This is a genomic window from Ureibacillus sinduriensis BLB-1 = JCM 15800, assembly GCF_000772955.1.
GTDB lineage: Bacteria > Bacillota > Bacilli > Bacillales_A > Planococcaceae > Ureibacillus > Ureibacillus sinduriensis.
The window spans coordinates 1-15431 of the sequence record NZ_JPVO01000034.1 but is presented as its reverse complement, the minus strand read 5'-3'; the positions used below and the strand labels follow the sequence as shown (position 1 = coordinate 15431).

Below are 15431 nucleotides of genomic sequence, written 5' to 3'. Positions count from 1 at the left end.
GATTACACTCCTCCATTCACTGTTACTTTCGCAATCCCTAATCCTTCTGCACCAAGGGCTGACATCACTGCATCAGGACTATATCGGTTGATTATTTCCATTCCTATAGCAGCACGGCGCACACGTTCTCGAACTAGTGATATGTTTGTTGATTCCCACTGTTTTCCAGAAGGATAAACATCTGGGTGGTTTTTAAGACCAAATTTAATATAAACTGGAGCTAATACACGGATTAATTCAGGTATTTCGTAGTACCTTAGGAAACCACCGAAATTATCCGGAACCTCCACATAAAGATCAATCGGTATATCAATTGCTTGTCGAATAGCCGCTAACTTATGTAACGTTAACGAAGATGGAACATTATACGTATTTGCACCAAGTTCTTCCATTATTTTTACTGAAACAGGATTGCATGCACCCATCTGGACAGAAACTTTTACAACAAAATTTGTTGGTAAAAGACCTTCCTCTTTCATCTTTTTCGACATCAGTAGTAAACCTTCATCTGCTACTAGGGCACCTCTTAAACCAAGATTTGCACCACGTTTCAAATCTTCCATTGCATATACTAGCTGATTTGCCCCTTCATGGCGTAATGCTTGAGATTTTCCTGAATCTGTTAACGGACCTGCACTAATATCCCATGTACCTCTTGGCCCGACAAACAAACTAAGCTCCATACCGCGTTCAGCCGTTAATGCACACATTTCTTTTATTTCGTCATCCGTCTGTAGCATAATGCCACTGCCTTGAGAAACACGATGAATCGTCAATCCGTATTCATCAATGGCTTTTAAGGTTTCTTTTAAAGCAACTGGGCCTTCAACACTCGGTATTTCAATACGATATTGTGCACCATCTGGAAATCTTTTATTAGATGATGGCAGGTCTGTATAGTCTGTGTGTGGATATCCTAATTTCTCTAATAGTTTTTGAGACTCATTCATTAATGATGCACCCCTTGTTTAATAATAGTATCAATTAATTCCCCAACTTTTGTTCTTGTATCTTTATCATATTTGCTATATGGTTTTCTAACACCACTAGGTCTATCATTAAACCAACGATAGTAAGCACCCTCTTTAAAAGTCGAGAAGAAAGAACTATTGATCTCATAAATGGACATTAACGAAGAGATTTGCATTTGGTATTTTTGTACTTTATCAAACTCTTTAGCTTCTAAAGCTTCTAACAAATTAACTGTAACTTCAGGCAAAAAATTAGAAGATCCGTTAATGCTTCCGGTAGCACCAATCAAATAACCATCTACCAAATGTTCATCAAACGCGGTAAAAACATCGAATTGTGGATGTTTTTCTTTTATCTCCTTTAGCACTTTTCGAATTCGACCAAATTCGGCTACGGTTTCTTTAATTCCACGAATCGTCGGTTGATTTTTAACTAAGGTAGCAATCACATCGATCGGTATTTCTTGTCCTGTAAATTGTGGAATATTATATAGATACGTATTAATGGAAACTGCGTTGGAAATCTCGGTGAAGTATTCCACCATTTGATTGTTTGATAATTTATAATAGTACGGGTTGACCGCCATGACACCTTGCGCTCCCATACTTTCCGCGTATTGAGCTAATTCTATCGATTCCTTTAAAACCGTATTGCCTACCCCAACCATAACTGGGACACGACCATTAATATAAGGGATCAAACTATTTAAGTATTCTATTTTTTCCGAAAATTTAAGTGACGAAAATTCTGATGAGCTCCCTAATAACAGAACACCATCAATCCCTGAATCAATTAAATGGTCAATATGTTTTTTATTTAATGGATAATCGATTTCACCATCTTGGTCGAAGAAAATGACAACTGGTGGAATAATTCCTTTGAACATATCTCCACCCCTCCCTTTATTCCGCTTTTACAAATACGGTCTTAATAGCCGTATAAAATTCCTTCGCCGCTTCCCCTTGTTCACGAGTTCCAGTACTTGATGCTTTCATTCCACCGAATGGCGCTTGTAGTTCGACTCCTGCACTTTCAGCATTTATACGAACTAAACCAGCCTCGATTTCATCCATAAACGTAATTGCAGAACCAATATTAGTTGTAAATATTGATGCACTTAATCCATATTGCGTATCATTTGCTACTTCAATAGCTTCCTCTGGTGTATCGACTTTAATTAAAGCTATAACTGGTCCAAAAATTTCCTCTTGGGCGATTCTCATATTTGAAGTTACATTTTCAAAGATTGTAGGCTCTACGTAGAAACCATTCGTACTTGATTCGACAGGTTTCCCGCCGTGAATGAGGTTAGCCCCTTCTTGTAGGCCAATTTGGATATATTCCAGTACCGTATTATATTGGCTTTCATTCGCACACGGCCCCATCCAAGTATCTTTTAACAGTCCATCTCCAACAGTAATTTTGTTCGCTTCTTGGAGTAATAAAGATTTAAATTGATCGTAAATATCAGATTGAACGATAACACGGCTTGAAGCAGTACATTTTTGTCCAGTTGATTTAAAAGCCCCGCTTAACACAGCATTTACTGCGGTATTTACGTTTGCATCATTTAATACGATAACAGGGTTTTTACCACCCATCTCTAATTGAAATTTCACACCATTTGCTGAAGCGGCTTTTGCTACCAAACGGCCTGTATTTTCAGATCCTGTAAATGTAATCCCATTAATATTTTTACTATTAATGAGTGCATCGCCCACTTGGGATCCACTACCAGTAATAAAGTTCAGAACCCCTTTAGGAAGTCCAGCTTCTTCAAAGCATTTTATTACTTTTGCTGCTGTAACAGCTGCTTCTGAAGCTGGTTTAAAGACAACAGTGTTACCGTAAACTAACGCTGGTGCAATTTTCCATATAGGAATAGCTACCGGGAAATTCCAAGGTGTGATGATTCCTACCACTCCTAATGGCGCACGTTTTGTAAACATTAACGCGTCTTTATCCGATGAAGGAATAACATCGCCCTCTTTACGAGCCCCTTCTGAAGCGTAGTACCTTAAAATAGCAATTCCGCGTTGCGTTTCACCAATTGCTTCCGGGAGTGTTTTTCCCATTTCTTCTGTTAACGTCTCAGCAACATCTTGTAGATTTTTTTCAAGAGCTTCCGCAGCTTTATATAATAATTGACCTCGATTAAATTGACCCAGTCGACGCCATTCATCCTTGGCTGTTTTTGCAGCGTTAATGGCTTCCGTAACTTCTTCTATTGTAGAAGATTGAACCGAACCAACTATGTCACGATTTGCAGGGTTAATACTATCTATTAAACGCCCACTCGTACTTTCTCTCCATTCACCGTTAATATAATTTAAGAATATTTCTCCCATTCTAATTTCCTCCTATTGATTCTGGTAGACTTTATTTTTCAAAGTACCGATATGCTTGCTTGAAATAACAATTTCATCTTCAATTTGCAAAGTAAAATTATTGGGTGGTACTATACATGTACCAGTTAATAAAACAGTTCCCGGAAGCACATCATTTTCATAGACTAAATAATGTACAAGCTCATCTAATTTTCTTTTTAATTGACTTACAGACGCATTTCCTGAAAATAGTTCTTTGCCATCTCGATAGATTTTGCAATTGAGTTCAATGGAATAAGGATCATCAATTCCTTCGGGTAACAATATCGCCGGACCAATTGCACAGGAATTTTTCCAAACTTTTGCTTGCGGTAAATAAAGTGGATTTTCTCCTTCAATATCCCGACAGCTCATATCATTGCCAAGTGTAAACCCGATAATCTCTTCACCTTCTCCAATCACTAGGCCCAACTCTGGTTCAGGTATTTGCCAATTCGAATCTCTTCGAATATAAACCGTGTCATTCGGACCTACTGTTCGTCGTTTTGTTGATTTCATAAAGATTTCTGGACGAGGTGCATCATATACCTTGTCATAAAAAGTTTCGCTGTTTAATTTCCCATCCGTCGCTTCATAATTACGCGCATGTTTACTTTGTAAATATGTCACACCTGAAGCCCAAACTTCGTCCGCTTCTATAGGTACAACTAAATCAAGTGAATGAATGTTTACGTTGTTATGTCGTTTTAATTGTTTATCATCAATATAGTTTTCTGCAGACCATTGATTCTTTTTAAGCAGATTGTAAAATGTTACATAATCAATTTCACCTAATTCGACAAATTCATCTTCATTTGTAATTAATGCAGAAATTACACGTTCTTCTTGTTTGAATCGAATAAACTTCATCTAGATCCTCCCTCTTAAACGACTATTTTTTTATAACCTAAACTAGCAGAAATCTCCTCTGTACATTCTTTTAAACATTGAAAATTCCTTTTCTCTAACTCTTCACTATAATGTGATGTTGGCGTAGAAACACTAACCGTTGCGATTACTTCTCCCGAAAAATCATACACTGGCATCGCGATACAAATCACTCCAGGTTCATTTTCCTCAATGTCCAGTGCGTAGCCTCGCTCTCTCACTTGTGCTAATTCTTCCATGAATCTTTGATTCGAAACAATTGTTTTTTCTGTTCGTTTCTCAAAGATATAGCCATCTAGCAATGATTCTAATTGTTGATCATCGAGAAATGCAGCTAATACCTTTCCAACCCCACTTGAATGTAAAGGTACGCGCTTTCCAATTCTCGAATAAATGACCAATACTGAATGACCATCAATTTTATCAATATAAATCGCTTCTTTTCCGAGCAATGTAACAAGATGGACCGTTTGATTCGTTTTCTCGTTTAGTTTTTCCAAATGAACCCGCGCAACATTACGGATATCCATTTGGCTCACCATCAAATGGCCTCTTTCATATAATTTCCATCCTAATGAGTAATCATTTGTTTCATTATTTTGAGAAATATAGCCATACTCTTTTAATGTTTTTAATAAAGAATGTACAGTACTTTTGTTTAAATCCAATTTCAAACTTATGTCTTTAATCGATAACTCTCGATTTATATCATCAAATAAGTCTAAAATTGTTAACGCTCTAGCTACTGATTGGATAATAGGCATTTCTTTTCAACCCCTCAAGGTAGCAGCAAATGAGAATGATGTTCTTTGTAAGCTAATTCCGCCTCTTCAAAAACTTGAATAGGGACTACACCACAAGAAGCATCAGTATGTCCGACCATACGATTTACCGCTGCAACCGATTTTTGTCTTTGTTTTATATTCGATAGTCGCTTTTGGTATAAAAGTTGGCGATCTTGATCAAGTTTTAAATCTTCTACATAGTTTAAGAGACTTTCGTTGACCAATGTTTTACTATTGACTAAATCGATTCGTCTATTACGTAATTGCAGATGCAAAACATCTCCCGTTTTTAAATAGCCAATTCCACCACCTTGTATTGATTCAGGAGTCATATGCCCAATAGCTGCACCATAAGTTACCCCTGAATATCGTCCATCACTAATTATCGTACAAACTCTTTTTAAAATTCGATTGGCATTTATATGTTGCATCGGAGTAAACATTTCCGGCATCCCAAATGCAACAGGACCCTGACCTGCGATAAGAACCGCGATCTTTAAAATACCTTCTTTCGCCATTTCATCAAACAATTCATCATATGGAGCATTTTTGAGCTCATCAAATCTTTCGGGTGCATTATACTTTAATGATTGAATTAATGCATTTTCGTCAAAATGTCGTTTTTCCTTAATTTTTTCAATTAATTGCGAATCAAGTAAATTTTCATTTGCTTGGTCTTCGTTTTCAAAATATAGTACAAATGCTAACTTATCATCGAACTGATTTAACTGAGGAGTGGGCATTCCACTTATCTTTACAACAGCACTTTCAAAGAAATTCCCTTGTAATACATCCACTCCACTAAACGGACGACGTGGCGTATTTAAAATTACCGGATTTTCTTTTACATTTCCTGCAGGCAATGCATCTGAATATTGAATTCTAGTACGCCAATTTGTCCCTGTAACAGTTAATGCCTCTTCATCCATTGGCACTTTATTGTTTAATAACTCATAAAATAACGTTTCCATCCCGCGGCTATTCCCACTGCAACATTGCATCGCCAAAGCAAAAATATCCCTGCCTTCAGTCAGGCTATAATCAAATAAATCCGGAATTGGATGTGCTTTATGAATTTTTTCAACATCCCATAATGTGAATTTATATCCTGCGTAAATCATCGCCGCTACCATATGCATCATTAAGTTGGTTGAACCACCTGATGCACTATGTATACGGATGGCATTTTTAATGTTTGCATGAACGATTTCCGCTACACCGAATTCGGGTTTATTAATCATTTTGGCAAGGGCATCAATGGTTTCATTGATTTGTTGTTGATTTGGAGGTTGTGTTAACAATTCAACAGCTGGATGAACCAAGCCTAAACCAGCAACAACATGCCGCGAACTATTCCCGGTACCATTAAATGCGCAAACGCCCCCTTGACTATCACAAGTTGCAACCGCCAATCGCATTTCAAAATACTTATGTTCCTCTTTTGTCATCACATTTCTTTCTACTGCTCGTTCAAATAAACCTTGAAAAGATGTATTTAAAGAACATTGTAAAATATAACTCATTGTATCCTTTAAATCATCTGCAATATCTTTGTACCCCATATCGATTGCTTTATCGAAAACCTTATTCAATTTAATAACAACATCTTCAGGTATGGTCCCGCCTTGTAAAACATGGGCTGGCGCAAATGTTGCAAAAAATGGTGCATCCCCTCGCGATTGACGCAACCGATCTAAATGGGCAAGGGCACTTACAACCCCTAATGGTTGCTTATCGCATCCTTGAATTACAAACGCGCCGTGATAACTATGAGCTTCTAATTGATTTACTACCATTTGCGCGACAGCGTTTCGACTTTGTAATGAATAACTCATCCCTTGATTACTTTGTGCTGTTCCATCGCACATTACTGGTGTTGAAAAGTAGAAAGGAACACCGCCATCTTGCCAAATACGGAGAGCTGCCCTTGAAGAAGTTAAATAATCCATAATATGGGCTGGATGATCAGCTGAACCACCAATAATCGCGATACGTGGCGCGTTATTTTCTAGTCGATTATAGATTTCATCCAGCGTCCAATCCGGAACTCCACCTTCATATAGTGGTCCTAAAATTTGTTTGGCCCTGTCCAGCAAACCTGCAACAGTTATTGGCTCATTTGCTTTTCCTTGAACATTTTCAGCGTAAGGGTTTCTACCCTTTTCAATTTTTGGAAATAACATCTACTTTCCCCCTCTGCATCTATAGTAAAAGTAATGATAAAGTTGGAATAAAGGTAATAATCAATAAGATGATGATCATCACTACAATGAAAGGTAAAATCGCCTTTGAAAGCACTTCCAATGATATACCTGAAATACCGGCACCAACAAATAAGTTCACCCCTACTGGTGGTGTAATAAATCCGATTGCAAGTGCAACGATCATGATAATGCCGAAATGAATTGGATCATACCCAACCAATGTGGCAACTGGAAGTAAAATTGGTGTTAAAATTATAATGGCAGCAATAGTATCCATGAAACACCCAACAATTAATAGTAATACAATGATGGACATCATAATAATTGTCGGATTTGATGATAGCGATAACATGCTCTCAGCAATTTTATTTGGAATTTGCTCCATAGCTAATAACTTTCCAAACGCAGTAGCAGTTCCTACAATGACTAAAATTGTTGCTGTCAACAATGCAGATTCAATGAAAACGTCTTCCAGATCTTTCAACTTAAGCTCACGATAGAAAAATACTCCAATTATAAACCCGATAAATACAGCCGCAGCCGCAGCCTCAGTTGGTGTAAATATACCTCCATAAATTCCACCTAAAATAATGACCGGAATCAATAGAGACCATTTTGCATTCCAAACTTCTCTTCCTATATTCCTAATAGAAACCTTCTTGCCATTGCCTAAATAATTGTTCTTTTTAGAGTAGTAATACGCATAAATCATTAACCCAAAGCCCACTAAAATCCCTGGGATAATTCCTGCGATAAACATATCTCCTATGGAAACGCTGCCTGAGACCCCATACATAACCATCGGTATAGAAGGTGGTATAATTACTCCGATTGACCCAGCTGAAGCGACTACAGCCGTAGCAAACTTTCGATCATACCCTTTACTAACCATTGCAGGAATCATAATTCCCCCGACGGCTGCCACTGTAGCTGGACCTGAACCCGAAATAGCTGCAAAAAACATACAAGTTACAATTGATGTTAATGCTGTACCTCCTATAACAGAACCTACTATCGATTCAGCGACATTAATTAGTCGTTTTGAAATTCCACCACGTCCCATAATTTCACCCGCAAGGATGAAAAATGGTATAGCCAATAGTGGGAATGAGTTAACAGAAGTTGTTAATTCTTTCATTAAAAACTCTAATGGCATTCCACCATCAAGTAAGAGTGCGATCATAACGGATAGTCCGAGGGCTATTCCAATAGGAACAGCAGTGACTAATAGTACTCCAAAGGATGCGAATAATGTAATTCCCATCTAGTAATCTCCTTTCCATAATTAATATAAGCTGACTTCTTTTTCCTTCTCTTGCTCTTGCTCTTGCTCTTTCGGTACAACAACATGAGAACCTTCAAGAGGGCCATCATCTTCAATCTCTTTTCCTGCTAGAAATACTTTTGTCTCATAAATAATCCGTTGAACTAACCGGATGATGGTTAATAACATTCCAATTGGCATACCTAAGTACATAATCGACATTGATATTCCTAAGGCAGGTGCCGTTTGACCTGTTGTTTGAATGGTGTTAACGATTGAAAAACCATAGTAAGTGGCATAGATGGCAAAATATAAGAACAAAACATTTGCTATTTGGTTAATAACAAATTTCCCTCTTCTTTTTAAGATTGAAAGAATGGCTTCTACACGAACATGCTTAGCGCGTTTTACTCCATAACTTATGCCTATGTAGACTAGCCAGATGAAACAAAATCTTGCTAATTCTTCAGACCATGACAAGGAATTTTCCATTACATATCGCATAAAGACCTGGAGAACAGTAACAATAGTCATTACTGCCAACAAAATTAATAAAGTCACTCTCTCAATATTGTTATCAAGCCATTTGATAATTCTCATGCATTCATCCCCTTCTTAAAAATGAAAGGCTGAGTATTTCAGCCTTTCTTTACAAACGATTACTTAGAATGCTTCTCGATTTCTGATAAATATTGATCAACGATTTCTGAATCAATTTGGCTTTTATATTCATCAATAACTGGTTGTACAGCTTCTTTGAACTTTACTAGTTCTTCATCGCTTATTTTTGTGAATTCCATTTGCTTCTTAAGTTCTTCCAACGATTCCGTTGCTGTTTGGCGAGTTAATTCACGGTTGTACTCCCCTGCTTCAACCGCTGCGTTACGAATGATTTCTTGTTCTTCAGGTGTAAGCTCGTCCCAAACCTTTTTAGAAAATAAGAATAAGAATGGCGAATATACATGATTTGTTTCTGTTAAGTATTTTTGCACTTCTGGATATTTTTCTAATAAAATAGAAGGATACGGATTTTCTTGACCATCAACCGTCTTTTGTTGCATAGCTGTGAATAATTCTGTAAATGCCATTGGTGTTGGGTTCGTACCAAGTGCTTTCCATGAAGCAATATGAGTTTCATTTTCCATCACTCGGATTTTTAAACCATCTAAATCTTCTAATTTATTGATAGGCTTTGAGTTATTAGTTAATTGTCTAAAGCCATTTTCCCACCATGCTAATTGAACAATCCCTTGCGATTCTACTTTTGATGCTAACGTTTCACCGAATTCGCCTTGTAGAACTGCATCAACCATTTCCGTGTCCGTAAGTGTGAATGGTAGATCGAACACACCGTATTCTGGAACGAATGAAACAAAAGGTGCAGATGATGGGATTGTAATATCTAAAGTTCCAAATTGTAACATTTCAATCGCGGAACGGTCATCAGCTATTTGCCCTGAATGATAGATTTCAACTTTTAAAGAATCTGTTTGACTTTCAACAAGTTCCTTAAACTTTTCAGATCCCTTATAAAGTGGATGTTGGTCGTTTAAACCTAAACTAATACGTAAAGTTCGAACATCCCCATTACTCTCTGCCGATCCACTTGCTGTTTTATTATCTTCTGACGATCCTCCCCCACAAGCCGCTAGAATTACCATTACCGCCAAAAGCAATAGTGTGATAAACAAGTTTTTCCTCAACATTTTAATCCCCCTTTGTTTGATAATATAAAACGCCGTTTTCATTTTATGCTATAAAAAATGAAAGCGCTTTAATTAAAATGTTAATTGTATTATAATTCTGAATATTCTTACAGTCAACACAAATTTGTTAAAATATTCAAATAATTTAATTTATTGGAAGATGTTATATAAATATTATTCTTTCTCTAATGTAATAATCTGGAATTCCATATTACAAAAAATCCCCGTATCTACTACGCCTTGAATTCTTTTGAGTTGCTCATGAATAAATCCCCAGTTTCCAATGCCAGAAAATCTTGCATCCACAATGTAATTATAATTATCGGTTAAGTATTTCTCCTCATCCATCCTTTTCCTAAGATAACATTCCCCACCAACCTCACGGATAGAATGAATCGTCTTCGTATAGCCAAATGGGACGATTTCAATGGGTATAATTGAATCACTTAAACGATCGATAAATTTACTTTCATCAGCTAAAATAAATCTCTGTACAGAGTTTAATAAAATTTTCTTTTCCCGAAATAACGAACCGCCACCACCCTTGATTAGGGTTTCTTTGTTAATAATCCAATCCGCCCCATCGAATGCGTAGTCAATTTCCTGAACACATTCAATTGAAATTAGTTTTAGACCATAATCCAATGCTTTCTGTTCAATAGTTTTTGAGGCAGGTACAAATTGAACGGTTAGTTTCTCTTCGTTTATTCTTTTGGCAACCGCTTCCACAAAGTATGCCATCGTGGAACCGGACCCTAATCCAATAGTCATTCCATTTTCTACAATTGCCGCACCTAATTCAGCTATCATTTTTTTCTGAGCCTGGTTTTTAGACTTATCAAAAAAATTTACCATTCAGCAATAGTCCCATCTGAATGCCGCCACACAGGGTTTTTCCATTGATGTCCGATTTTTTGTTGTTCCCGTACAAATTCTTCATTGATTTCTATTCCTAGCCCAGGCTTTATAGGGTTTAATACATATCCATCTTGATATTCAAATACCGTTTTATCTGTTAGGTAGTCCAGTAAATCACTTCCCTGGTTGTAGTGTATTCCAAGGCTTTGTTCCTGAATAAAAACATTATATGATGATGCATCTACTTGCAGACATGATGCCAAAGCAATTGGACCTAATGGGCAGTGTGGGGCCACCGTGACATCATAAGCCTCTGCCATCGAAAAGATTTTTTTGCATTCTGTAATTCCACCTGCATGTGATAAATCAGGTTGGATAATATCTACATAGCCGTCTTGTAAAACCTTTTTGAATTCCCACCTTGAATACATTCTTTCACCAGTTGCAATAGGAATATTGCAATGAGTCGCTATTTCTCTTAACGCTTCATTATTTTCAGGAAGGACAGGCTCTTCAATAAACATCGGATGATACTGCTCCAACTCTTTTGCCAAAATTTTGGCCATTGCTTTATGCACTCGCCCATGAAAATCAATCCCAATGCCAAAATTCATTCCTAAATTTTCTCGTATAGCGGCCACTCGTTCTAATACCGCGTCAACTTTAGAATAGGAGTCGATGAATTGCAGTTCTTCAGTGGCGTTCATTTTGATTGCAGTGAATCCACTATCCTTCGCTGATTTTGCTTGTCTTAAAATATCATCTGGACGATCACCACCTATCCATGAATAGACGCGAACTTTATCCCGACATGCTCCACCCATCAAATCATAGACAGGTGCATTATAGTATTTCCCTTTAATATCCCACAGTGCTTGGTCGATTCCTGCAATTGCACTCATAAGGACCGGTCCACCCCGATAGAAACCTGTTCGATATAACATTTGCCAAATATCTTCAATACGCATCGGATCTTTGCCGATAATATATTCACTTAATTCATGGACAGCTGCTTCAACCGTTGCCGCCCTTCCTTCAACAATCGGTTCACCCCAACCGACAATTCCATCATCCGTTTCAATCTTTAAAAATAACCAGCGCGGCGGTACAATAAATGTTTCAAATTTTCTAACCTTCAATCCCTTTCACCTCTTTAAACAACGTTATATATTGGTTTGCAAGCAATCGTATTCCATCAAAATCTCGACTTGCAATTAATTTTCTATCTAGTAATGAACCACCAATTCCGACTGACATTGCTCCATTGTTTAAAAATAATTTCAAATTGCTTAAATTGACACCCCCTGTGGGCATTAATGGTATGTGTGATAACGGCGCTAAAACATCCTTAAAGTAACCCGGACCGTATGTGGCACCTGGGAACACTTTTAATATATCAGCACCAGCCGCATATGCGTTTAATATTTCAGTAGGTGTCAATACACCAGGAATCGAAATTCGACCGTATTGATTGGTTATACGGACTGTTTCTTCGTTAAAAGTTGGTGAAAAAATAAAATCTGCATTTGCATCGATCGCCATTTTAGCAGTTGGTGCATCTAACACCGTACCCGCACCTACTAACAATTCGTTCCCATATTTTTCTTTTAATTTATTGATAGTATGATAGCTGTTTTTACTATCTACAGTAATTTCAATTACTTTAATACCTCCGTTTATTAAGGCGTTTATGACATCGTCTACGATCGTCGGTTCTACCTTTCTAACAACTGCTACAACCCCGTTTTGTTCAATAAACTTTAATTTGTCCCATTTGCGCATAAATCCTCCTTAGCGAATGACGTCCGAATTTTCAAATCCATTTTCTAAAATCTCATATATTACTTCTTTCCTTGGTAACCCTTCTATATCTCCATATTGTTGAATAACTAGTGCTCCCATTGCATTTCCAATTTTCGCACAATCAATGAGTTCTTTACCTTGTAGTAAGCCATGTGTAAATCCAGCAGCAAAAGCATCACCTGCACCTACTGCATCAACGACTGCCTTTACTGAAAAACCTGGTACATGATGTAGTTGACCATTATATACGTAACATCCATCCGCCCCATATTTTAGGACAATTATTTTGTCACAATCCATGCAAAGCTTTTCACACATCTCTAATGGCTCTTGCAACTTTGTTAGAAATCTAGCTTCTTCTTCGCCGATCAAAACATAGTCAGCTAGTTTATTCATTTCATGTAGCACTTCAAAAGCTTTTTCTTTTGACCATAGTTTAAATCGGATATTTGGATCAAAAATAATTTTCACACCATGTTGTTTTGCCAATTGAATGGCATGTTTTGTTAATTCATAACAACTATCTCCTAATGCAGGTGTAATCCCAGTGACATGAAGAAACTTTAGATTTTCAAAAGAAACATCTTTTATTATATCTTTGCTCATAAAACTGGCAGCAGAATTCTTGCGATAGTAATAGACATTCATTTTTTCCGGGGTAATTTGCTCTTTAAATAACAATCCAGTGGGTCCTTCATTTGAAATTTGAACATGCTGTGTTATTACACCTTCTCCTCTAACTCGTTTCAAAATGAGGGAACCAAAACTATCATTACCAAGTTTACTAATCCACTCAACAGATTCTCCAAGCCGCGCTAATCCAATCGCAAAATTCGATTCTGCACCACCTATTTTAGGTGACATGCTTGCCACATTTTCAAGGCTTCCGATTTGATCGGATTGAAAAATAATCATAGTTTCTCCAAAAGTTAATACGTCACAATAATTTTGCATTCTATTCACCTCCTTCCAATTGTGTCGTTTTCACAACAGCATGACCGCCAAATTGTTGACGTAATGAAGCAACTACCTTTCCTGAAAACGTATCGTTGCGAGTTGAACGATTACGCATCATTAAGGAAAGCGCAATGATTGGTGTTGGGATATTTAAATCCAATGCTGTTTCTACCGTCCATTTAGCTTCTCCTGAAGCATGCATAACACCGGAAATCTTTTCTAAATTTTCATCTTCATCAAATGCATCGATCAAAAGTTCCATCAGCCACGATCGAATAACAGAACCGTTATTCCATAGAGTTGCTACTTCTTTGTAGTTATACTCGAACTCACCTTCATGTAGTAGTTCAAAGCCCTCCGCAATAGCCTGCATCATCCCATATTCAATACCGTTATGAACCATCTTTAAAAAATGCCCACTACCAGCTGGTCCAGTATACAAGTATCCGTTTTCCTGACTAATTTTTCTAAGTATCGGTTCAATTCGCTCAAATGCTTCTATATCACCTCCTATCATGGAGCATAATCCATTTCTTGCACCATCCAATCCGCCACTAGTGCCGCAATCTAGTAAATATAAACCCTTCTTTTTATACTTTTTATGCCAATATTGCGAATTTTTATAATGCGAATTTCCTGCTTCTATGACAATCATATCTTTAGGTAATACATTTACTAATTCGCCCAACATTTTTTCGGTTTCTCCACCATGAGGGACCAAGAGAAATATTGCGTCATTTGGTGAAAGTGATTGAACAAATTGATTGAAGTCATTATAAAATTCAAACTGATTCTCATTAAATAAAGGAGTTTCGTGAATTTTATTGGATACTTTTATATCAATGTCGTATCCGATCACTTTGATATTATTTTCCAGCATATTACAAGCTAAATTAAAGCCCATCTTACCTAATCCAACAATTCCTATTTTCATCCCATTTCTCCCCTTTACATTAATTCATTCATTGTATGATCCTGATTGTCCTCCAAAGATTGAACCGACATTTTAGGAATTTGTGTAGTGATACCCATGCAAGGAAATTTCGCAACGTATACAGAAAATTCTGAATTATAAATTCATCTAAAATTGATGTACGCCTACCTCAACCAAAACTTTTCACCCAAAAATTTACTTCGAATAGTGCAGGTAATATTTTTTCCTTGAATATAATTTCATTTAATTCAAAACTCTAAGGTCCCAAAAAGGAAACCATGAGTTAAGGGCTCATTAAAAATCTAGAGATACTCTTCAAAGTTTTTTCACTTACTCGTACAGAAATAAATCCACTAATAACACTGTGACTAAGCCAACATAAAAAATATCAAAATGGATCCGTTCGAATCCCAAATGATTGGTCACTATATCCTATCAATCATGTCGAAAAATGTAATTTATTGAATAAGGAAGAAATAAATAGTTTTAAAGAGAAAAAATAGTAGTTTTTAAATTTTAGCTTATATCAACTGGGAATACAATACAGCACTGGGACTTAAATTCATTTTTATAGTGATTATTGGGGAAACTTCATTATTTTCCTTTCAAAATTGAACCTAATAAAAAAGGCATTTCCTTATTCAAGGAGGTACTGCACCCCAAAAGTTAGAGTAAAAAAACTAACTTTTGGGGT

Annotated in this window: 14 protein-coding genes; all 14 read right to left on the bottom strand. The window is 36.8% G+C overall.

Annotated elements, in window-relative coordinates:
• Positions 1-2: 2 nt before the first annotated feature.
• The 14 genes from CD33_RS01740 to gnd all read right to left on the bottom strand — a co-directional run bounded on the left by CD33_RS01740 (position 3) and on the right by gnd (position 14737).
• Positions 3-950, bottom strand: coding sequence for a U32 family peptidase (locus CD33_RS01740; RefSeq protein ID WP_036197583.1), 948 nt, complete (start codon positions 948-950; stop codon positions 3-5).
• A complete protein-coding gene (locus CD33_RS01735) occupies positions 950-1858 on the bottom strand; it encodes a dihydrodipicolinate synthase family protein (RefSeq protein ID WP_036197581.1) in 909 nt (302 codons plus the stop codon). Before CD33_RS01735 ends, CD33_RS01740 begins: the two co-directional genes overlap by 1 nt.
• Before the next feature lie 16 nt (positions 1859-1874).
• Positions 1875-3320 carry an alpha-ketoglutaric semialdehyde dehydrogenase GucD gene (gucD, locus tag CD33_RS01730; RefSeq protein ID WP_036197578.1) on the bottom strand — a complete coding sequence of 482 codons (1446 nt, stop codon included), beginning with the start codon at positions 3318-3320 and terminating at the stop codon, positions 1875-1877.
• Between the two features lie 12 nt (positions 3321-3332).
• Positions 3333-4208, bottom strand: a complete 876-nt coding sequence (locus tag CD33_RS01725; protein ID WP_036197577.1) for a fumarylacetoacetate hydrolase family protein — start codon at positions 4206-4208, stop codon at positions 3333-3335.
• A gap of 14 nt (positions 4209-4222) precedes the next feature.
• On the bottom strand, positions 4223-4990 hold the full coding sequence (locus CD33_RS01720) for an IclR family transcriptional regulator (protein ID WP_036197575.1): 768 nt from the start codon (positions 4988-4990) through the stop codon (positions 4223-4225).
• Positions 4991-5004: 14 nt separating this feature from the next.
• On the bottom strand, positions 5005-7194 hold the full coding sequence (locus CD33_RS01715; RefSeq protein WP_036197573.1) for a dihydroxy-acid dehydratase domain-containing protein: 2190 nt from the start codon (positions 7192-7194) through the stop codon (positions 5005-5007).
• Positions 7195-7213: 19 nt separating this feature from the next.
• Positions 7214-8479, bottom strand: coding sequence for a TRAP transporter large permease (locus tag CD33_RS01710; RefSeq protein ID WP_036197572.1), 1266 nt, complete (start codon positions 8477-8479; stop codon positions 7214-7216).
• Positions 8480-8500: 21 nt separating this feature from the next.
• On the bottom strand, positions 8501-9079 hold the full coding sequence (locus tag CD33_RS01705; protein WP_036197570.1) for a TRAP transporter small permease: 579 nt from the start codon (positions 9077-9079) through the stop codon (positions 8501-8503).
• A gap of 59 nt (positions 9080-9138) precedes the next feature.
• Entirely contained in the window at positions 9139-10185 is a 1047-nt protein-coding gene (locus CD33_RS01700) for a TRAP transporter substrate-binding protein (RefSeq protein WP_036197569.1), read from the bottom strand.
• A 174-nt stretch (positions 10186-10359) separates the two neighbouring features.
• Complete coding sequence (gene rpiA / locus CD33_RS01695) at positions 10360-11040, bottom strand: ribose 5-phosphate isomerase A (protein WP_052129894.1); 681 nt, start codon at positions 11038-11040, stop codon at positions 10360-10362.
• The gene (gene dgoD, locus CD33_RS01690) at positions 11034-12182 is read right to left on the bottom strand and encodes a galactonate dehydratase (RefSeq protein WP_036197566.1); all 1149 of its coding nucleotides are present in this window, start codon (positions 12180-12182) and stop codon (positions 11034-11036) included. The genes rpiA and dgoD overlap by 7 nt, the downstream gene beginning before the upstream one ends.
• On the bottom strand, positions 12172-12825 hold the full coding sequence (locus tag CD33_RS01685) for a bifunctional 4-hydroxy-2-oxoglutarate aldolase/2-dehydro-3-deoxy-phosphogluconate aldolase (RefSeq protein ID WP_036197563.1): 654 nt from the start codon (positions 12823-12825) through the stop codon (positions 12172-12174). The genes dgoD and CD33_RS01685 overlap by 11 nt, the downstream gene beginning before the upstream one ends.
• Positions 12826-12834: 9 nt before the next feature.
• Positions 12835-13800 (bottom strand): sugar kinase, encoded by a 966-nt coding sequence (locus CD33_RS01680; RefSeq protein WP_036197561.1) that lies wholly within the window; start codon positions 13798-13800, stop codon positions 12835-12837.
• A 1-nt stretch (position 13801) separates the two neighbouring features.
• The gene (gene gnd, locus CD33_RS01675) at positions 13802-14737 is read right to left on the bottom strand and encodes a phosphogluconate dehydrogenase (NAD(+)-dependent, decarboxylating) (protein WP_036197559.1); all 936 of its coding nucleotides are present in this window, start codon (positions 14735-14737) and stop codon (positions 13802-13804) included.
• Positions 14738-15431 lie beyond the last annotated feature (694 nt).